We start from the raw sequence: 18,904 nt of genomic DNA on the forward strand, positions 1-18,904 counted from the left end.
CAAAATATTGCAATATGAAATGCATAGGCACCATTTGAAATTTTCAAAAAATGTGCGAAACTAGAGCCAACGTACTAAATTTGCTGCCACACCTACAGGAGACAAAGCATGTCAGCTCAGCCCGACCCTCAGGCCGGTTTCGGCATCGGCACGGACGCCGATCAACAGGAAACCCGTGAATGGATGGACGCGCTGTCCGCCGTGATCGACAAGGAGGGCCCTGAGCGCGCCCATTTCCTTCTGGAGCAGCTTCTAGAGCACGCCCGCCAGAGCAGCATCGACATGCCGTTCTCGGCCAACACTGGCTACGTGAACACCATCGAGGCCGACAAGGAAGCCCATTGCCCCGGCAATATCGCCATCGAAAAGCGCCTGCGCGCCTACATGCGCTGGAACGCCATGGCCATGGTGGTGCGTGCCAACCGGCTGGACCCGGCCGATGGTGGTGACCTGGGCGGCCACATCGGCTCGTTCGCTTCGGTGGCCAGCATGTTTGGCGCCGGCTTCAACCACTTCTGGCACGCCGAGAGCGAAGGCCACGGTGGCGACCTGCTCTATATCCAGGGCCACAGCGCTCCCGGCATCTACGCCCGCGCCTACCTCGAAGGCCGCCTGACCGAAGCGCAGCTCGACAGCTTCCGCCAGGAAGTGGACGGCAAGGGCCTGTCCAGCTACCCGCATCCCAAGCTGATGCCCGAGTTCTGGCAGTTCCCCACCGTCTCGATGGGCCTGGGCCCGCTGATGGCCATCTACCAGGCACGTTTCCTCAAGTACCTGCATGCCCGTGGCATTGCCGACACCGCCAACCGCAAGGTCTGGGTGTTCTGCGGCGACGGCGAAATGGACGAACCCGAATCGCTGGGCGCCATCGGCCTGGCCGCGCGTGAAAACCTCGACAACCTCGTGTTCGTCATCAACTGCAACCTGCAGCGCCTGGACGGCCCGGTGCGTGGCAACGGCAAGATCGTGCAGGAGCTCGAAGGCGAGTTCCGTGGTGCGGGCTGGAACGTCATCAAGCTCCTGTGGGGCAATGGCTGGGACGCGCTGCTGGCGCGCGACAAGAGCGGCAAGCTCAAGCAGCTGATGATGGAAACGCTGGACGGCGACTACCAGGCCATGAAGGCCAACGACGGCGCCTTTGTGCGCAAGAACTTCTTCGGCAAGTACCCCGAGACGCTCAAGCTCGTCGAGCACATGACCGACGAAGAGGTGTTCGAGTTGCGCCGTGGTGGCCACGAGCCCGCCAAGGTCTACGCCGCCTTCCACGCCGCCAACGCGCACAAGAACCAGCCCACCGTGCTGCTGGTCAAGACCGTCAAGGGCTATGGCATGGGCAAGGCCGGTGAAGGCAAGAACACCGTGCACCAGACCAAGAAGCTGTCGGACGAAGACATCAAGTACATCCGCGACCGCTTCAACATCCCGATCCCGGACAGCCAGCTGGCCAACATCCCGTACTACAAGCCGGCCGACGACACGCCGGAAATGCAGTACCTGCACGAGCGCCGCAAGGCCCTGGGTGGCTACCTGCCGCACCGCCGTGTGAAGGCCGACGAGAGCTTCACCGTGCCAGCGCTGGATACCTTCAAGGCCATCCTGGAGCCCACGGCCGAAGGCCGCGAAATCTCCACCACGCAGGCCTATGTGCGCTTCATCACGCAGCTGCTGCGCGACCAGGCCCTGGGCCCGCGTGTGGTGCCCATCCTGGTGGATGAGGCCCGCACCTTCGGCATGGAAGGCCTGTTCCGCCAGATCGGCATCTACAACCCCAAGGGCCAGCTCTACACCCCGGTCGACCGCGACCAGGTGATGTATTACAAGGAAGACAAGGCCGGTCAGATCCTGCAAGAGGGCATCAACGAAGCCGGTGGCATGGCTAGCTGGATTGCTGCGGCCACCAGCTACAGCACCAACAACCGCATCATGGTGCCGTTCTACGTGTACTACTCGATGTTCGGCTTCCAGCGCATTGGCGACCTGGCCTGGGCGGCGGGCGACATGCAGGCACGCGGCTTCCTCTTGGGCGGCACCTCGGGCCGTACCACGCTCAACGGCGAAGGCCTGCAGCACGAAGATGGCCACAGCCACATCCTGGCCAACACCATCCCCAACTGCGTGAGCTACGACCCGACCTTCGCCCACGAAGTCGCGGTGATCATGCACCGTGGCATGAAGCGCATGGTTGAGCAGCAGGAAAACGTCTTCTACTACATCACGCTGCTCAACGAGAACTACCCCATGCCGGGCCTCGTGGAAGGCACGGAAGAGCAGATCATCAAGGGCATGTACCTGTGCAAGCCTGGTGCCGAGGGCGACAAGCGCGTGCAACTGCTGGGTTCGGGCACCATCCTGCGCGAATCGCTGGCCGCACAAACCCTGCTGGCCGCCGATTGGGGCGTGCAGGCCGACGTGTGGAGCTGCCCGAGCTTCAACGAACTCACCCGCGAAGGCCAGGACGCCGACCGCTGGAACCTGCTGCACCCGCTGGAAACGCCGCGCGTGCCTTTCGTGGCGCAGCAACTGGGCACCAGCACCGGCCCTGTGGTCGCATCCACCGACTACATGAAGGCCTATGCCGAGCAGATCCGCCCCTTCGTACCCAAGGGCCGCAACTACAAGGTGCTGGGCACAGACGGTTTTGGCCGCAGCGACTTCCGCAGCAAGCTGCGCGAGCACTTCGAGGTGAACCGCCACTACATCGTCGTGGCCGCCCTCAAGGCGCTGAGCGAAGACGGCGTGTTGCCCGCCACCAAGGTGGCCGAGGCGATTGCCAAGTACGGCATTAATGCCGACAAGATCAACCCGCTCTACGCATAAAACGAACGGAGACAGAACAATGGCATTGGTCAACATTCAAGTCCCGGACATCGGGGACTTCGACGAAGTGGGCGTGATCGAGTTGCTGGTCAAGGTGGGCGACACCGTGAAGGCCGAGCAGTCGCTCATCACGGTCGAATCCGACAAGGCATCGATGGAGATCCCGTCCAGCCACGCGGGTGTGGTCAAAGAGCTGAAGATTGCGCTGGGCGACAAGGTCAAGCAGGGCTCGGTGATTGCCGTGGTGGAGTCTGCTGACGCAGGCGCTGCAGCCGCGCCGGCTGCCGCACCGGCCCCCGTGGCCGCTCCTGCACCCGCGCCCGTGGTGGCCGCTGCGCCAGCACCCGCTGCGGTGCCTGTTGCGTCGGGCCCTGTGGAAGTGCGCGTTCCCGACATTGGCGACTTCAAGGACGTGGCCGTGATCGAGATGCTGGTCAAGGTCGGCGACACCATCAAGGTCGAGCAGTCCCTGTTCACCGTCGAATCCGACAAGGCCTCGATGGAGATCCCGTCGCCCGCCGCCGGCGTGCTCAAGGAACTCAAAGTCAAGATTGGCGACACCGTCAACATCGGTGACCTGATCGCCGTGCTGGAAGGCACCACCACTGCTGCTGCGCCTGTGGCAGCCGCACCCGCACCAACCCCCGTGGCCGCAGCCGCCCCAGCAGTGTCTGCCGCAGCCGCAGCACCCTCCGCTGCCGTGGCCTCGGTGCCCGTCCCCGCCCACCAGCCCGGCACCCCCACGGCAGGCCTGCCCCACGCATCACCTTCGGTACGCAAATTCGCCCGCGAACTGGGCGTGCCCATCGACGAAGTCAAGGGCACCGGCCCCAAGGGCCGCATCACGCAAGACGACGTGGCTGCCTTCACCAAGCAGGTGATGGCAGGCGCCGTGCAGACCAAGGCACAAGCTGCCAAGGCACCCGCAGGCGGTGGTGGCTCTGGCGTGGGCCTGGACCTGCTGCCCTGGCCCAAGGTGGATTTCACCAAGTTCGGCCCGGTGGAGCGCAAGGACCTCTCGCGCATCAAGAAGATCAGCGGCGCCAACCTGCACCGCAACTGGGTCGTCATCCCGCACGTCACCAACCACGACGATGCGGACATCACCGACCTCGAAGCCTTCCGTGTGCAGTTCAACAAAGAGAACGAGAAGAGTGGCGTCAAGGTCACCATGCTCGCCTTCATGATCAAGGCCGCCGTGGCCGCGCTCAAGAAGTTCCCCGAGTTCAACAGCTCGCTCGACGGCGACCAGCTGGTACTCAAGCAGTACTTCCACATCGGCTTTGCGGCCGACACGCCCAACGGCCTCGTTGTGCCCGTCATCCGCGACGCCGACAAGAAGGGCATCGTCCAGATCTCGCAAGAGATGGGCGACCTGGCCAAGAAGGCGCGTGACGGCAAGCTCGGCCCGGCCGACATGACCGGCGGCTGCTTCTCCATCAGCTCGCTGGGCGGCATTGGCGGGCGTTACTTCACGCCCATCATCAACGCGCCCGAAGTCGCCATCATGGGCGTGTGCAAGAGCAGCATCGAACCGAAGTGGGACGGCAAGCAGTTCGCCCCGCGCCTGGTGCTGCCGCTGTCGCTCAGCTGGGACCACCGCGTGATCGACGGCGCCGCTGCCGCGCGCTTCAACGTGTACTTTGCCTCGCTGCTGGCGGACTTCCGCCGCATCGTGATGTAACGGAAGGGCAAGACACACCATGGCAATCATCGACATCAAGGTGCCCGACATCGGCGACTTCGCCGAAGTGGCCATCATCGAAGTGCTGGTCAAACCCGGCGACACCATCAAGGCCGAGCAAAGCCTGATCACCGTGGAGTCCGACAAGGCCTCCATGGAGATCCCGTCCAGCCATGCTGGGGTTGTGAAGGAGCTGAAAGTGAAGCTGGGCGACAAGATCGCCGAAGGCTCGGTGGTGTTGACGCTGGAAGTGCAGGGCGCAGGCGCTGCAGCTCCAGCGCCTGCTGCAGCCCCAGCTCCCGCTGTTTCTGAGCAAAAAGCGGCCCCTGCGCCCGCCCCGCAAGCGCAAGCAGCTATCAATCCAGTAGCATTCAGCTTTGCAGGCACGGCTGACCTGGACTGCGACGTGCTCGTGCTCGGCGGCGGCCCCGGCGGCTACAGCGCTGCCTTCCGCGCGGCCGACCTGGGCCTCAAGGTCGTCATCGTCGAACGCTACGCCACCCTGGGCGGTGTGTGCCTGAACGTGGGTTGCATCCCATCCAAGGCGCTGCTGCACGTGGCAGCCGTCATGGACGAGGTCAGCCACATGGCCGACCTGGGGGTGGACTTTGGCGCGCCCGCCGTCAACATCGACAAGCTGCGCGGCCATAAAGAGAAGGTCATCGGCAAGCTCACCGGCGGCCTGGCCGCCATGGCCAAGATGCGCAAGGTGACCACCGTGCGCGGCTACGGTGCCTTCGTCGGCGCCAACCACCTCGAAGTGGAAGAAACCACCGGCACCGCGCAGGAGAAGACGGGCAGCAAGAAGGTCATCGCCTTCAAGAAGGCCATCATCGCCGCCGGCAGCCAGGCCGTGCGTCTGCCCTTCATGCCCGACGATCCCCGCGTGGTCGACTCCACCGGCGCCCTGGCGCTCAAGGAAGTGCCCAAGCGCATGCTCATCCTGGGCGGCGGCATCATCGGCCTCGAAATGGGCACCGTCTACAGCACGCTGGGCGCGCGCCTTGATGTGGTCGAGATGATGGACGGCCTGATGCAGGGCGCCGACCGCGACCTCGTCAAGATCTGGCAGAAGATGAACGCCAAGCGTTTTGACAACATCATGCTCAAGACCAAGACGGTGGGTGCCAAGGCCACACCAGAAGGCATTGAGGTGACGTTTGCCGCCGCGGAAGAGGGCGGCACGGCCCCCGCGCCCCAGGTCTACGACCTGGTGCTGCAGGCTGTGGGCCGCACACCCAACGGCAAGAAGATTGCCGCCGAAAAGGCAGGCGTTGCCGTGACGGACCGTGGCTTCATCAACGTCGACATCCAGATGCGCACCAACGTGCCGCACATCTTCGCCATCGGCGACATCGTGGGCCAGCCCATGCTGGCGCACAAGGCGGTGCATGAAGCACATGTGGCGGCCGAAGTCATCGCCGGTGAACTGCAGGGCAACAAGGAACTGGCCGCCGCCGCCTTCAACGCCCGCGTGATCCCGTCGGTAGCCTACACCGACCCCGAAGTGGCATGGGTGGGCCTCACCGAAGACCAGGCCAAGGCGCAAGGCATCAAGGTCAAGAAGGGCCTGTTCCCCTGGACGGCTTCTGGCCGCGCCATTGCCAACGGCCGCGACGAAGGCGTGACCAAGCTGCTGTTCGACGACTCGCCCGAAGCCCATGGCCACGGCAAGATCCTGGGCGGCGGCATGGTGGGTACGCATGCGGGCGACATGATCGGCGAGATTGCCCTGGCCATCGAGATGGGCGCCGACGCTGTGGACATCGGCAAGACCATCCACCCGCACCCCACGCTGGGCGAGAGCATCGGCATGGCGGCGGAGATTGCGCACGGCAGCTGCACGGATGTGCCGCCGCAGAAGAAGTGAGCTGACCCTCATTCGAGGGTGCTGCTGATTCAGTAGCTGGCCGCGCAGATTCCGAAAGGGCTGCGCGGCTTTTCTTTAGCTATATCGTGTTGTGTTGACGGGGTGCGGGGCGGCACATTAGGTCAGCAAAAAAGTTGGCAAAACTCTTGGCATAAATTGATAAATATTTAATCAAATCAAATATTTGCAATTGTCGAAAAGTTGGCAAAATAAGGCCATGTATGCCTCGCCCCACCAGTTCGAGCCCTTGCTTCCATCCGATGCGCGGATGGAGCCTTTGCTGACCAAGGCGCACGACCTGTCCCGCGCCGCCACATTGCTCGCAGGCACCCGGGTACCGCCCGAGTTGCGCACTCTGCTGCGCAGCATGAATTCCTACTACACCAACCGCATCGAGGGCCAGCACACGCGTCCGCACGAGATCGAGCAGGCGCTGCGCAAGGATTTTTCGCAAGATGCAGTGCTCGCCTCCAAGCAGCGCCTGGCCGTGGCGCACATAGAGGCGGAGAGTGCCTTGGAGCAACGTTACGCCGGAGTAGAGGGGGCGCGCGCCTTGTATTCGGTGGATGCGGTGCAGGTGCTCCACCGCGAGTTGTTTGGTCGGCTGCCATCCTTTGACCTGGTAACGGCGGAAAACGAACCCATCGCACCCGGTGTTCTGCGCCAGCGCGAAGTGCAGGTGGGTCAGCATGTGGCTCCGGCCTGGGCTAGCGTGCCGCAGTTTCTTGAGCGATGGGCGGCCTGCTACAGCGGTGTGCGCCGGGGCGAAGCCGCGCTGGTGGCCATGGCGTGCGCGCACCAGCGTCTGGGCTGGGTGCACCCATTTGTGGATGGCAATGGGCGTGTCATGCGGTTGCACACGCATACCTTGCTGAGTGCGCTGGGCTACACCGGGGGGCTGTGGTCGCCCCTGCGAGGCTTTGCACGCAGCACCGAGCAGTATTACGCGCTGCTTGCCGACGCCGACAGCGCGCGCCGTGGCGATCTGGACGGGCGCGGAAACTTGAGCGAACAGGCTTTGGTCGCATGGGCCGACTATGTGCTCGGTGTGTGCCAGGACCAGGTGGGCTTCATGACCGACATGCTGGACTTCAAAACCTTGAAGGCCCGCATCGAAGCCTGCCTGGTGTTCGAAGCCACGGTAGAAAAATCGGGCGTGCGGCAAGAGTCGCTGCGCGGGTTGCACTACCTGTTCTTAAGCGGCGAAGAGATGGCGCGTGGCGACTTCAAGTCCATGCTGGGCATGAGCGACCGGGGCGCCACCGATGCGCTGGGTGCGCTGGTGCGGCGCGGGCTGCTTGTGTCCGATTCGCCGCAAGGGAAGGTGCGGTTTGGGTTGCCGCAACATGCGCTGCGCTTTCTGTTTCCCAGGCTATGGCCTGAGGCCGAGGCGGACGCGATGGCCCGGTAAGCCGCATGGGCCCTCGAATCGGTTCATGCTGAGGCGTGGTCCTTCAGGCCCGCGTCAAAGTGCCTCGACAAAAGTGGTGGAAAATACCGGGTTTGCTGCCGCGCGCCCTGGGGCAGCACTTCCGCCCGGCTTATTCACTTGTTTGCTCCCCTGAGCCTGCCCATGCAAGACGTTCAAAACTCCAAGATCTCTGTCGAGAAGATCGGCGGCACTTCCATGACCGCCTTTGGCGATGTGCTGCGCCACATCATGCTGCACGATCCCAAGCGCATTTATGGCCGGATCTATGTGGTGTCTGCCTACTCCGGCGTGACCAACCAGCTGCTGGAGCACAAGAAAACGGGTGAGCGTGGCATCTACGCCCTGTTTGCCGAAGGCAAGGGGTATCAGGATGCGCTGGTCAATTTGGCCACCAGCCTGAAGAAGATCAACGCGGGCTATGCCGACCTGGGTCTGCCACTGGATGTGGCCGATGCGTTCATCGACCAGCGCATTGGGCAGGCGCGCGAGTACCTGGGCGCCATGCAGCACGTGCTGGCCAGTGGCTACCTGAGCCGCCACGATGTGCTGCTGGCAGCGCGTGAAGTGCTGGCCTCGATTGGCGAGTCGCACAGCGCATTCAACTCGGTCGAGATCCTCAAGGCCAACGGCGTGAACGCCATCCTCATGGATCTGGCCGGTTTTGACGACAACGAGGCCTGGACGATTGACGAGCGCATCGCCCACAGCTTCAAGGACCTGGACCTGGCCAACAGCGTCATCGTGGCCACGGGCTACACCAAGGGCACCGAAGGCATCATGCGCGAGTTTGACCGCGGTTATTCCGAGGTCACCTTCAGCAAGATCGCCGTGGAAGTGCGCCCCGCCGAGGCCGTGATCCACAAGGAATTCCACCTGTCGTCTGCCGACCCCAACCTGGTGGGCCTGGAAAACGCCATCGTGGTGGGTGCCACGAATTACGACGTGGCCGACCAGCTGGCCGATGTGGGCATGGAAGCCATCCATCCCAAGGCCGCCAAGCCGATGGAGCTGGCAGGCATCCCGATCCGGCTTAAGAACACGTTCGAGCCCGACCACCCCGGCACGCTGATCACCAAGGACTTCGTGGGCGAGCGCGCGCGCGTGGAGATCGTGACCGGCACCGACAAGGTCACGCTGATCGAGATTCACGACCCCAGCATGGTGGGCACAGTGGGCTTTGACGCGGGCCTGATGAATGTGTTCTGCAAACACGAGGTGAGCTACATCCTGAAGGCAACCAACGCCAACTCCATCGCGCACCTGATGTGGGACAGCCAGGTGACGCCCGAGCTGGTGGCCGAGCTGCAGAAGGACTACCAGGTCGTGACGATCAAGCCCAGCGCCATTGTCTGCACCATCGGCTCCAACATCGGCATTCCCGGCGTGCTGGCCAAGGCCGCGCAGGCGCTGGCCGATGCGCAGGTCAACGTGAACTGCGTGTCGCAGACCCTGCGGCAGGTGAACATGCAGTTCGTGATCGAACGCGAGGACTACAAGACCGCCATCAAGGCACTGAACATGGCGCTGTGCGTGAACTCCGGCGCACCCGTTCCGCGCGCCTGAGAAAAAGGCTTCTGCGCTCGGCCCACAGCCCGCCCCGTGCGGGCTTTTTTGCGCCCTTGCGTGCCTGGGGGATTGGGTGCGGGGATACGTTTGCTATTTTTTGTATAGCAATAAAATCTTATCCATCAGGCGCAGAAAGCCTGTTTGAATGCTGATTCTGCTGATCAGCAGAACCCCCGCGAGCACCAGGGCGGCGCCCCCCAGTTGCCAGGCGGACAGCGGTTCACCCAGCAGCCAGGCGCCAAAAAAGATGGTGAGGATGGGGCCCAGCGTGCCGATGAGCGCCGTCTTGGAGGCGCCGATGCGGCGGATGGCGGCCGAGGTCATGAACACCGGCAGCACGGTGGAGAACACGGCCATGCCCAGGGCGTGCAGGTAGACCGGTGCAGGCTGCACCAGCGCCCCCATGGGCTGCGACACCACAAAATGCAGCAGCGTGGCGCCGGTCGAGACCAGCATCGCCAGCGCCGTGAAGCGGGCTGCACCCATGCGCCGGATGGCGGGCTCGCTGCCCGCCTGGTAGAACGCATACGAGATGGCCGAGCCAAACACAAAGCCCGCGCCGATCAGCACCGACCGCGTGTCGCCCGCCACATGCAGGTCGTGCGCAAAGGCCAGGCCAATGCCCGCATAGGACAGCAGCAGAGCACCCAGCTCGCGCCGGGAGGCGCGTTTTCCCATGAACAACACACCGATCAGGATGGTGAGCGTGGGGTAGGTGAACAGGATCAGCCGCTCCAGGCTGGCGGTGATGTACTGCAGGCCGATGAAGTCGAGGATGCTGGCGCCGTAGTAGCCCAGCAGGCCCAGGGCTGTGATGGCCAGCCAGTCGCGCCCGCTCAGCGGGGCCAGGTGGCGGCTGGCGCGCCAGCCCACCCAGGCGAACACCGGCACGGAAAACGCCATGCGCAGGCACAGCAGGGTGACGGAATCCACGGGCACGGCCTGGGGCACGGCATAGGCCAGCTTCACAAAGATGGCTTTGAAGGAAAAGCCCAGCGCCGCCAGGATGGCGAGGGCAAGACCAAGGCGTTCGGAGGACCAGTTTTTCCAGGGCATGTGTCAGGTCAAGCATCCTGTACGGCAGAGTCGAACGATTTGCATGCTTTTTATCGGGATGGCTGGCATCCTGCCTCTGTATGTTGCAAGGCACAATTGTTGATCCAGCAACCATGCGTTCGGTTTTGACGAAGGCAAGGAGACCGCTTTGAGCTACGACCTCACCGACCTGCGCCTTTTTGTCGCCATTGCCGAAGAGCGCAACCTCACACGCGGCGCCGCGCGTGCCTACCTGGCGCCGTCGTCGGCCAGCCACAGGCTGCGGCGGCTGGAGGAGGCGCTGAACACCTCGCTGTTCGAGCGCCAGACCCGGGGCCTGGCCCTGACCCGTGCGGGTGAGGCCCTGCTGCGCAACGCCCGCCAGGTGCTGGCCAGCATCGAGCAGATGCACGCCAACCTCTCGCCGTTTGCCACCGGCATTCGCGGCCATGTGAGCCTGTGGGCCAATACGCATGCCACGCACACCTTTTTGCCCGACGATCTGGCGGGGTTCCTCAAGCAGCATCCCCAGGTCAGCGTGAGCCTGGAAGAGCGCACCAGTGCCGAGATCGTGGTCGCCGTGGCCAATGGCGAGATCGAGGTCGGCGTGCTGGCGGACAGCGACACCGGCGCGGGGGTGGAGCTGGCGCCTTACCGGCAGGACCGCCTGGTGCTCATCGTGCCTGCGGGCCACTTGCTGGCAGCGCGCGACCATGTGGGGTTTGCCGAGGTGCTGGACCATGCCTTTGTGATGTTGCACGCGGGCTCGGCCATCCACACCTTCACGATGAATGCCGCCGCCGCCCTGGGCCGGCACCTGGACGTGCGCATCCAGGTGCGCAGCTTTGAGGCCGTGTGCCGGATGGTGGGCGCGGGCGTGGGCATCGGGCTGGTGCCACGCGGCGCTGCGCTGCAGGTGGCGGGGCTGAGCGAGCCGCCCGTGGTGGTCGAGATGGACGAGCCCTGGGCACAGCGCGATCTGCAGATCTGTGTGCGCAAGGGGGGCGTGTTGTCGGGCTTTGCGCAGGCGCTGGTGGCGCATATGCGCCAGGGCGCGGGGCAGGCGGCCTGACGCTGTCGGTGCTTCCGTAGGCCGTCAGGGCGGCCTGGCCGGGTTACTCGGCGGCGGTTTCCACTCTGGCGCCGCCCGCGCGCAGTTTTTTGCGCATGGCATCTGGTGTGGCGGCAGGCACCACCAGTGCAGACAACTCTCTCAGAGGGGCGACGCTGAACGGCGAGGCAGCCCCCAGCTTCTCGAGCGAGGCCAGCACCACCGTCTCGGCCGCGCGCTGGTGCAGGGCGCGTTTGACGGCGGCTTCCTCGAAATCCCCCGTGGTCAGGCCCGCCTCGGCATGCACGCCGGTCACGCCCATCAGGTACAGGTCGGCGCGCAGTTGCGCGGCAGCCTCGACCACACTCGCGCCCACATTCACCATGGAATGGCGGAACAACCGGCCGCCCAGCACCAGCACCTCGATCTGCAGGTGCCCGGCCAGCGCCACGGCCACAGCCGGGCTGTGGGTGACCACGGTGGCGCGCAAGTCCAGCGGCAGGTGCTGCACCACCTGCAACGACGTGGTGCCCCCGTCCAGGATCACCACCTGGCCGGGCAGCACCAGGGCGGCCCCGGCGCGGCCCAGGGCGCGCTTGTCCTGTGGGGCCAGCTGTTCGCGCGCCTGCAGGTTGCCGACGGCGGCCGAAGCGGGCAGGGCGCCGCCGTGCACGCGCTGCAAGCGGCCCTCGGCGGCCAGCTCGCGCAGGTCGCGCCGCACGGTGTCTTCCGAGATGCCCAGCTCCTCGCTGAAGGCCTTGGCCACGATCTGGCCGTCCTGCCGCAGGCGGTCGAGCAGGAGCTGTTTGCGTTGGGTGGTCAGCATGGGCGGATAGACAAGGTGATTGCATGAATTTGCATGTTTGTGCATGATATTGCGTAAATGTTATTTATCAAAACCATGCACCTACCACCAGACCGCTCTGTCTTCCCGCTGGCGCCTGCCGTGCGCAGCCACCAACGCCCGCCCGAAGGGAGCCTTGCGTGAGCCGCCCCGTGCCCGATGTGCCCATTGCCGAACTGAACGCTCGCACCGAGCATGTGAAGCTGCTGGATGTGCAGGTGCTCTCCGACAACTGGTATGTGCTGCGCAAGGTCACCTGCTCACTGCGCAGGCGCGACGGCCAATGGCAGACGATGAGCCGAGAGGCCTACGACCGTGGCAATGGCGCCGCGCTGCTGCTGTTCGACCCGCGCCGCAGCATGGTGGTGCTCACCCGCCAGTTCCGGCTGCCTGCCTTTCTCAACGGCTGCGCCGACGGCCTGCTGATTGAGACCTGCGCGGGCTTGCTTGACGGTGACGACCCCGAAACCTGCATCCGCCGCGAGGCCGAGGAAGAAACCGGCTACCGCGTGCGCCAGCCGCGCAAGGTGTTCGAGGCCTACATGAGCCCGGGTTCGGTGACGGAGAAACTGCACTTCTTCGTGGCCGAGTATGAGCCCGGCGACCGCATCCGTACTGGCGGCGGCCTGGAGGGGGAGGGAGAGGACATCGAGGTGATCGAGATGCCGCTGGCCGAAGCGCTGGCAGGCATTGCCAACGGCACGATCCAGGACGGCAAGACCATCATGCTGCTGCAGCATGTGGCCCTGGGGTGGGGCCGGGCGCAATAGCCCGGCCACCTGGCCGCCGCATCACGTTGCCCCACCGTTTTCGCCCCGGGCGGCAAGATCCCGCAAGGCGCCAGGCAGGTCGGGGTGCACGAACTGGTAGCCCAGGGCCAGTGCCGCCTGGGGCACCACGTTCTGGCCGTCCAGCAGCAGGGTGGACATCTCGCCCAGCGCCCAGCGCAAGGGGGCGGCGGGCATGGTCAGCCACACGCGCTGCCCAAACGACGCGGCCAGGGCCTGCACAAAACTGCGTTGCGGCACGGCACCGGGCGCCACCGCGTTGATGGGCCCCTGCACATCGTTGCGTGCCAGCGCAAACCGGATCAGCCCCAGCGCATCGGCCAGGTGAATCCACGGCGCGGCCTGGCGGCCGTGGCCCAGCACGGCGCCCAGGCCCAGGCGGGCGCTCAAGGCCTGCAGCGGGTAGGCACCGCCACCGTTGCCCAGCACCACCCCCAGGCGCAGGCGCACCACGCGCACGCCCAGTGCTTCGGCGCGCCGGGCCTCGTGTTCGATGGCCGCACACAGGTCAGACTGAAACTCACCCGGGCGCGGTGGGGCGGCCTCATACAGCGGCTCCATCGATGCGTTGGGCGACGCGCCATAAAACCCCACAGCCGATGCGCTGACCAGCACCCGGGGGCGGTGGTGCAGGCGCCGCATCAGCGCGACCACGGCCATGGTGGTGTCCACCCGGCTCGCCAGCAGCACACGCTTGCGCGCAGCCGTCCAGGGCATGCCCAGCACCCGCGCCCCGGCGAGCTGGACCACCGCGTCGATGCGGGTTTCTGGCGGGATCGCGTCCAGCGTGTCCACCGCCCACACGCCCGGGCCCAGGCTGGCGCGGGCCTGCAGCACATCGCGCGTCAGCACGATCACGCGCTGGTCACCCTGCAGCAGCTGCGCCACCAGGGCGCTGCCCACAAACCCCGTGGCGCCAGTGACCAGCGTGGCGGGTGCGGTGTGGTGCTGGCTGTCGCCCGGCACAGCCTGGGGCTGGGCTGCAGGTGCTGCTGCCGCACGCCGCAGGCGCAACACGGCTCGCAGGTTGCGCACGCTCCAGGCCCACACCCCCAGCGCAAACGCGGTAAACAGCCACGACACCCAGCCATGGGGCGCCACGACCAGGGCGGTGGGCTGCTGCAGCCAGCCCCACAGCACGGGCGCCATCAGCCCCAGGAACAGGCCGTAGCTGATGGTCAGCAGCGTGTGCAGCACCCGCTCCAGCGGGGGCAGACGCCGGGTGCGGTCTTCTTCCAGAAAGTCCGCCAGGGTGATGCCCAGCTCGGTCAGCAACAGCGCCGCAATCAATGCTGCCCAGGCGCCATGCCACGCAAACCAGGCCAGCCCGAAAAAGACGACACCGTAGATCGCCTCGCGCGCCGCATGCAGCGCCAGCTCATGCCGGGCCGATGGGCGCTGGGGCAGGCGGGCCTGCAGCTCGTGGTGCCACCAGTTGTCAAACGCGCCCATGGCGGCCTGGACAGAGAGCAGCATAAAAACGGGGGTCATGGCACTCATGGTCGGGTGTCCTTGTTCAGTGCGCTTCAAAGCGCGTTCAGAGGATAGTCAGGGCTGGCGGGTTCGGTGCAGGGGTCGGTGAACACCCCGGACTGGTGGAAGGTCTCCCCCCACCAGGGGTGCACCATGCTCAGCGTGAAGCGGAACTGCCCGCCGCCCAGGTCGGTGTGCGCCACGCGGCAGGTGCCTGGGGTCAGCAGGGCAGGCACGGGGATGCGCAGGCGCCCCCGCACCCACCAGAAGCGGCGGCTGCGAAACACCAGCGCGCCGTCTTCTTCCAGCACTTCCAGCGACATGGCCAGGCCCCCGTCGGTGCGCTCCAGCAGGCGCCCATCGGGCCCCAGCTCCTTGGTGGATCGCACGGTGCGGCCCGCGCCGCTGGCTGTGCCGGTGTGAAAGCAGCGCTCCCACACCACACCGCCGCACCCGTTGCCGCTCACGCGCACAGTGGCGGGCAGGGCGGTGGTGTTGATGTGGGTCAGCGGGCCACCCCAGACCCGGGTCAGCGCGGCATAGACATGGCCGACCAGCGAGCAGCGCAGGTCCATATGGCCCTCGTAGCTCACATCGGCATGTGCTGTGCCAAAGCGGCGCTGCACAGCGGCGGGCAGGCGCGCCCAGGCTGTGGCGCCCACCATGGCGTGCAGGTCCAACGCGGTGGCGGGGTGGGCCGGGGCGGCATCGCAAGGGCGAGGGGCGGGGTTGAAAAGGGCAAACATGGCGGGCTGGGCAAGAGTGGCGGTTGCACTCCCTATTGCGAAACCCGGGCCAGGGTCTCAACGCAATGCAAGTGCTTGATTTCATTGAAATCCGCTGGCCGACCTGCATACTTGGTTTACAGTGCGCGCAGCCCAAACCGTTAACCCCAGGAACAGGTCCCCGCCATGCGCAGCACTCCCCCCCCATCGGTTCTTGCATGCTGATCCACGCCGTCCTCGGGTTTTCTGTGCTCGAAACCCTGGTGCTGGCCGCCCTGTTGCTGGCCTGGGCCGACCGTGTGGCGGGGGCGCGCCTGCTGGCGGCCTTCTTGACCGGCATCTCGATGTGGATGGTGGGCAACGAGCTGCCCAACTGGATCGGCCCTGAAACGGAACCGGTGGCCATGCGCCTGCTGGCCACGGCGCCCTTCACGTCGGCGCTGTTCTTTCACTTCTGCACCGTGTTCTGCCGCGTGGACCTGGGGCGCTGGGGTGTGGCGGCGGCCTATGTGCTGGGCGGCGGCGCATCGGTGGTTTCCATCCTGCTGGTGCCCGCGCACCTGGTGCACCACCGCGACATCGGCTGGATTGCGGTGGCCGATGAGGTGGGGGTGGTGGCCAGCATGGCCTGGGTCATCCTGGGCGCGGGCGGGGTGTGGGTGCTGCTGCATGCCTTGCTGCGCGCTCGCCGACTGGGCGATGGGCAGAAGTTTCGGCAGATTGCGGCCGTCACCGCGTCGTGTCTGTGGGGCCTGCTGTGTCTCGCAGGCTATGGCATTGCGGTGCTGGATTGGCCGATCTACCCGTTTCCGCTGCTCGGTCTGCCGTTCTATTCGCTGATCCTGGTGTACGGCATCCTGCGCTACGGGGTGTTCGTGGCCAACACCTGGGCGCGCCGCGCCCTGGTGTGGGCGCTGCTGCTGGCGCTGGGGCTGGTGGTGGTGGCGCTCACGCCATTGCTGCCGCTGGAGTCGCGCTGGCTGGGCGGCCTGGCCGTGGCGGCCAGTGTGCTCGCCCTCAACGGCCCTGTGCGGCGGGTGGCTGAGCGGCTGGTGTACCCGGGCGCCGACGTGTCGGCCGCTGACCTGGCCATCTGGCGGCGCACGCTGGGGTCGGCCGAAACGCCGCAGGCCCTGGGCGAACAGGCCGCCGCCTTGCTGAGCGCACGCACCGGCACGCAGGTGGAGGTCCGCATTGGCGATGCCCCGCCCGCCGCCAGCAGCACGCCACAGCTGGTGTGTGGCCGTGCCAGCGAGGGCTGGACTGTGTCATTGCAGGGCTGGGACGCCGCGCCCCCCGGGCCGCGCCATGTGGCCGAGCTGTTTGGCACCGTGGTGGCCGAGGCCGCCGAGCGTGTGGAGCAGGCCCAGCAGTTTGCCGCCCGCGAGCGCGAACGCCAGCTGCAGGCCCGCCTGGCCGAGCTGGGCGCCCTGGCGGCCACTGTGGCGCACGACATCCGCAACCCGCTGAACATCATCTCCATGGCGGTGGCCGCCGCGCCGGGCGACACACGGCGCGAAGTGGCCGAGCAGGTGGCCCGCATTGCGCACCTCACGCACGACCTGCTGGACTTTGCGAAGCCCTGGAAACTGGCCCCCAGCACCATCGACCTGGCAGCCCAGGTGCGCAATGCCGCCCTGCGCCTGCCGGATGTGAGCTTCGGGCCGGGGCTGAGCGAGCCACTGTGGCTGCAGGCCGACCCACGCCGTGTGGACCAGGCGCTGACCAACCTGTTTGAAAACGCGCGCATGGCCGCCGCCCCCGGCAGCGATGCCAACGCCCCAGCGGCCGCCCGCACCCACAGTCACGTGCACATCGACGCCGAAACCACCGTCACCGCCGTGCTGCTGCATGTGTGCGATGCCGGCCCCGGCGTGCCTGCCGAAATCCGCGACCGGTTGTTTGAGCCCTTTGCCTCGCGCAGCCCTGGCGGCACCGGGCTGGGCCTGGCCATCGTGGCCCGCACCATGGCCGCACACGGTGGCACGGTGGCGCTGACCGAGCGTGCGCCCTGGAGCACCTGTTTCACGCTGAGCTTTCCTCGCACACCCGCCCCATGAACCAAGCCGTCCACGAACTCTTCGGCCACCCGCCTGCGCAGAGCATCGCGGGTGGCTCTGAGACCCCCAGCGCGCCAGGCCACGGCCATGTGCTGCTGGTGGACGACGAAGCCGCCTTCCAGCGCCTGGGGGGCGCCTTCTTGCGCAACCTGGGCCACGAGGTCACGCTGGCGGGCGATGGTGCGCAGGCCCTGGCCGCCTTTGCCCAGCGCCGCCCCGAGCTGGTCTTGCTGGACCTGGCTATGCCCCCGCACATGGACCCCGAGAGAGGCCTGGAACTGATCCCGCGCTTTGCCCCCGTGCCCGTGGTGGTGCTGACCGGCCATGGCGACCACGCGCTGGCCCTGCGTGCCACCGAGCTGGGCGCCTGGGACTTTCTCACCAAACCCATCGACCCCGACATGCTGCGTTTTGTGGTGGCGCGCGGGCTGCACAAGGCCCGCCTGGATGGTGAGCTGGCAACGCTGCGGGCTGGGCAGGCGCTGGATGCGCAGGGCCTGGACGACATGGGCCTGGTGGGCCAGGCGGCGGCCACGGTGCAGCTGCGCGCGCTGGTGCGCCGCGTGGCACCCACCCAGGTCAGCGTGCTGGTGCTGGGCCCCACGGGCACGGGCAAAGAGCTGGTGGCGCGCGCCCTGCATGCCCACAGCGCCCGTGGTGCGGCACCGTTTGTGGCCATCCACTGCGGCGCGCTGTCGGCCGAGCTGCTGGAGAGCGAGCTGTTTGGCCACATGAAAGGCAGCTTCACCGGCGCTTACCGCGACCAGGCGGGCCTGGTCGAAGCCGCGCACGGCGGCACGCTGTTCCTGGACGAGGTGGGCGAGATGCCCCCGCCCATGCAGGTCAAGCTGCTGCGCTTTTTGCAGGAGGGCACCTTCGTGCCCGTGGGTGGCCGCGCACAAAAGCGCGCCGACGTGCGCGTGGTGGCCGCCACGCACCGCGACCTGGAAGCCATGGTGCGCGAAGGCAGCTTCCGCGAAGACCTGTTCTACCGCCTCAAGGGCGTGGTGCTGCGCACCCCGTCGCTGGCAGAACGCCCCGCCGACATCCCGCTGCTGGCCACCCGCTTCCTGCACCGCGTGGCGCACAGCGTCCGGCTGTCGGCCGACGCCCTGGCCTGGCTGATGGCGCGCGACTGGCCCGGCAACGTGCGCGAGCTGAAGGCGGTGGTCGAATCCGCCGGTGCGTTGCTGATGCCCCCACAGCGCGAGGTGGACGCGCCCCTGCTGCAACTGGCCAGCGGCGACATGGCGGCCGAGGCCCCGACAACGGGCGCAGACACCGCGCCAGCCCCCGAAGGCACCGGCCCGCTCGACGCCGCACTGACCGAGCTGGAAACCCGCATGGTGCGCGACACCCTGGCCGCCGCAGGCGGCAACCAGTCCGAAGCCGCCCGCCGCCTGGGCATCTCGCGCGTGGGCCTGGTCAAGAAGCTCACGCGGCTGGGGCTGCGCTGACGCCGGCCCCGCCAGCAGCGGGGCGTGGCATGGGGTTTTTGCTCATTTATTGATAGCTGTCAGGGCAGGGTGGACGCGCGGTAACAGCCTAAAAACCTTCAA

13 protein-coding genes are annotated in these 18,904 nt (G+C 66.4%); 9 read left to right on the forward strand and 4 right to left on the reverse strand.

Features of this window, described 5'->3' with window-relative positions; translation table 11 throughout:
- The first annotated feature begins 108 nt into the window (after positions 1–108).
- The 5 genes from aceE (at position 109) to ACYZGB_RS03610 (ending at position 9,366) form a co-directional block, all read left to right on the forward strand.
- Positions 109–2,817 carry a pyruvate dehydrogenase (acetyl-transferring), homodimeric type gene (gene aceE / locus ACYZGB_RS03590; RefSeq protein WP_462386817.1) on the forward strand — a complete coding sequence of 903 codons (2,709 nt, stop codon included), beginning with the start codon at positions 109–111 and terminating at the stop codon, positions 2,815–2,817.
- 19 nt (positions 2,818–2,836) lie between these two features.
- A complete protein-coding gene (gene aceF / locus ACYZGB_RS03595) occupies positions 2,837–4,501 on the forward strand; it encodes a dihydrolipoyllysine-residue acetyltransferase (protein ID WP_462386818.1) in 1,665 nt (554 codons plus the stop codon).
- Between the two features lie 19 nt (positions 4,502–4,520).
- Positions 4,521–6,371: a dihydrolipoyl dehydrogenase gene (lpdA, locus tag ACYZGB_RS03600; RefSeq protein WP_462386819.1), complete on the forward strand. Its 1,851-nt coding sequence runs from the start codon at positions 4,521–4,523 to the stop codon at positions 6,369–6,371.
- 217 nt (positions 6,372–6,588) lie between these two features.
- A complete protein-coding gene (locus tag ACYZGB_RS03605; RefSeq protein WP_462386820.1) occupies positions 6,589–7,782 on the forward strand; it encodes a Fic family protein in 1,194 nt (397 codons plus the stop codon).
- A 162-nt stretch (positions 7,783–7,944) separates the two neighbouring features.
- Positions 7,945–9,366: an aspartate kinase gene (locus tag ACYZGB_RS03610; protein ID WP_462386821.1), complete on the forward strand. Its 1,422-nt coding sequence runs from the start codon at positions 7,945–7,947 to the stop codon at positions 9,364–9,366.
- Positions 9,367–9,459: 93 nt separating this feature from the next.
- Here the strand turns inward: ACYZGB_RS03610 and ACYZGB_RS03615 are convergent, their stop codons facing one another.
- Positions 9,460–10,425, reverse strand: coding sequence for a DMT family transporter (locus ACYZGB_RS03615; protein WP_462386822.1), 966 nt, complete (start codon positions 10,423–10,425; stop codon positions 9,460–9,462).
- A gap of 148 nt (positions 10,426–10,573) precedes the next feature.
- Here ACYZGB_RS03615 and ACYZGB_RS03620 point away from each other — a divergent pair, with 148 nt between their 5' ends.
- A complete protein-coding gene (locus ACYZGB_RS03620; protein WP_462386823.1) occupies positions 10,574–11,476 on the forward strand; it encodes a LysR family transcriptional regulator in 903 nt (300 codons plus the stop codon).
- Positions 11,477–11,519: 43 nt separating this feature from the next.
- On the opposite strand, the gene ACYZGB_RS03625 is transcribed toward ACYZGB_RS03620, so the two are convergent.
- Positions 11,520–12,281 (reverse strand): DeoR/GlpR family DNA-binding transcription regulator, encoded by a 762-nt coding sequence (locus ACYZGB_RS03625; RefSeq protein WP_462386824.1) that lies wholly within the window; start codon positions 12,279–12,281, stop codon positions 11,520–11,522.
- A 194-nt stretch (positions 12,282–12,475) separates the two neighbouring features.
- Between ACYZGB_RS03625 and ACYZGB_RS03630 the strand changes: the two genes are divergently transcribed.
- Positions 12,476–13,069 carry an NUDIX domain-containing protein gene (locus tag ACYZGB_RS03630; protein ID WP_462386854.1) on the forward strand — a complete coding sequence of 198 codons (594 nt, stop codon included), beginning with the start codon at positions 12,476–12,478 and terminating at the stop codon, positions 13,067–13,069.
- Positions 13,070–13,090: 21 nt separating this feature from the next.
- Here the strand turns inward: ACYZGB_RS03630 and ACYZGB_RS03635 are convergent, their stop codons facing one another.
- Entirely contained in the window at positions 13,091–14,587 is a 1,497-nt protein-coding gene (locus ACYZGB_RS03635) for a TIGR01777 family oxidoreductase (RefSeq protein ID WP_462386825.1), read from the reverse strand.
- A 26-nt stretch (positions 14,588–14,613) separates the two neighbouring features.
- Positions 14,614–15,306: a DUF4166 domain-containing protein gene (locus ACYZGB_RS03640; protein ID WP_462386826.1), complete on the reverse strand. Its 693-nt coding sequence runs from the start codon at positions 15,304–15,306 to the stop codon at positions 14,614–14,616.
- A 197-nt stretch (positions 15,307–15,503) separates the two neighbouring features.
- On the opposite strand from ACYZGB_RS03640, the gene ACYZGB_RS03645 reads away from it, so the two are divergent.
- Together ACYZGB_RS03645 and ACYZGB_RS03650 are read left to right on the forward strand one after the other, a co-directional pair.
- Positions 15,504–17,345 carry a sensor histidine kinase gene (locus ACYZGB_RS03645; RefSeq protein WP_462386827.1) on the forward strand — a complete coding sequence of 614 codons (1,842 nt, stop codon included), beginning with the start codon at positions 15,504–15,506 and terminating at the stop codon, positions 17,343–17,345.
- A complete protein-coding gene (locus ACYZGB_RS03650) occupies positions 17,342–18,802 on the forward strand; it encodes a sigma-54-dependent transcriptional regulator (RefSeq protein WP_462386828.1) in 1,461 nt (486 codons plus the stop codon). Before ACYZGB_RS03645 ends, ACYZGB_RS03650 begins: the two co-directional genes overlap by 4 nt.
- The last annotated feature ends 102 nt before the right edge of the window (positions 18,803–18,904 follow it).

It is taken from the genome of Acidovorax sp. Q11 (genome assembly GCF_054950075.1).

What these genes read in the sequence shown, in the direction of transcription:
- ACYZGB_RS03645 (WP_462386827.1), top strand. Translation starts at nt 15,504, where the DNA reads ATGCTGATCCACGCCGTCCTCGGGTTTTCTGTGCTCGAAACCCTGGTG.
- ACYZGB_RS03650 (WP_462386828.1), top strand. Translation starts at nt 17,342, where the DNA reads ATGAACCAAGCCGTCCACGAACTCTTCGGCCACCCGCCTGCGCAGAGC.
- ACYZGB_RS03610 (WP_462386821.1), top strand. Translation starts at nt 7,945, where the DNA reads ATGCAAGACGTTCAAAACTCCAAGATCTCTGTCGAGAAGATCGGCGGC.
- aceF (WP_462386818.1), top strand. Translation starts at nt 2,837, where the DNA reads ATGGCATTGGTCAACATTCAAGTCCCGGACATCGGGGACTTCGACGAA.
- ACYZGB_RS03635 (WP_462386825.1), bottom strand. Translation starts at nt 14,587, where the DNA reads ATGAGTGCCATGACCCCCGTTTTTATGCTGCTCTCTGTCCAGGCCGCC.
- ACYZGB_RS03640 (WP_462386826.1), bottom strand. Translation starts at nt 15,306, where the DNA reads ATGTTTGCCCTTTTCAACCCCGCCCCTCGCCCTTGCGATGCCGCCCCG.
- ACYZGB_RS03615 (WP_462386822.1), bottom strand. Translation starts at nt 10,425, where the DNA reads ATGCCCTGGAAAAACTGGTCCTCCGAACGCCTTGGTCTTGCCCTCGCC.
- aceE (WP_462386817.1), top strand. Translation starts at nt 109, where the DNA reads ATGTCAGCTCAGCCCGACCCTCAGGCCGGTTTCGGCATCGGCACGGAC.
- lpdA (WP_462386819.1), top strand. Translation starts at nt 4,521, where the DNA reads ATGGCAATCATCGACATCAAGGTGCCCGACATCGGCGACTTCGCCGAA.
- ACYZGB_RS03605 (WP_462386820.1), top strand. Translation starts at nt 6,589, where the DNA reads ATGTATGCCTCGCCCCACCAGTTCGAGCCCTTGCTTCCATCCGATGCG.
- ACYZGB_RS03625 (WP_462386824.1), bottom strand. Translation starts at nt 12,281, where the DNA reads ATGCTGACCACCCAACGCAAACAGCTCCTGCTCGACCGCCTGCGGCAG.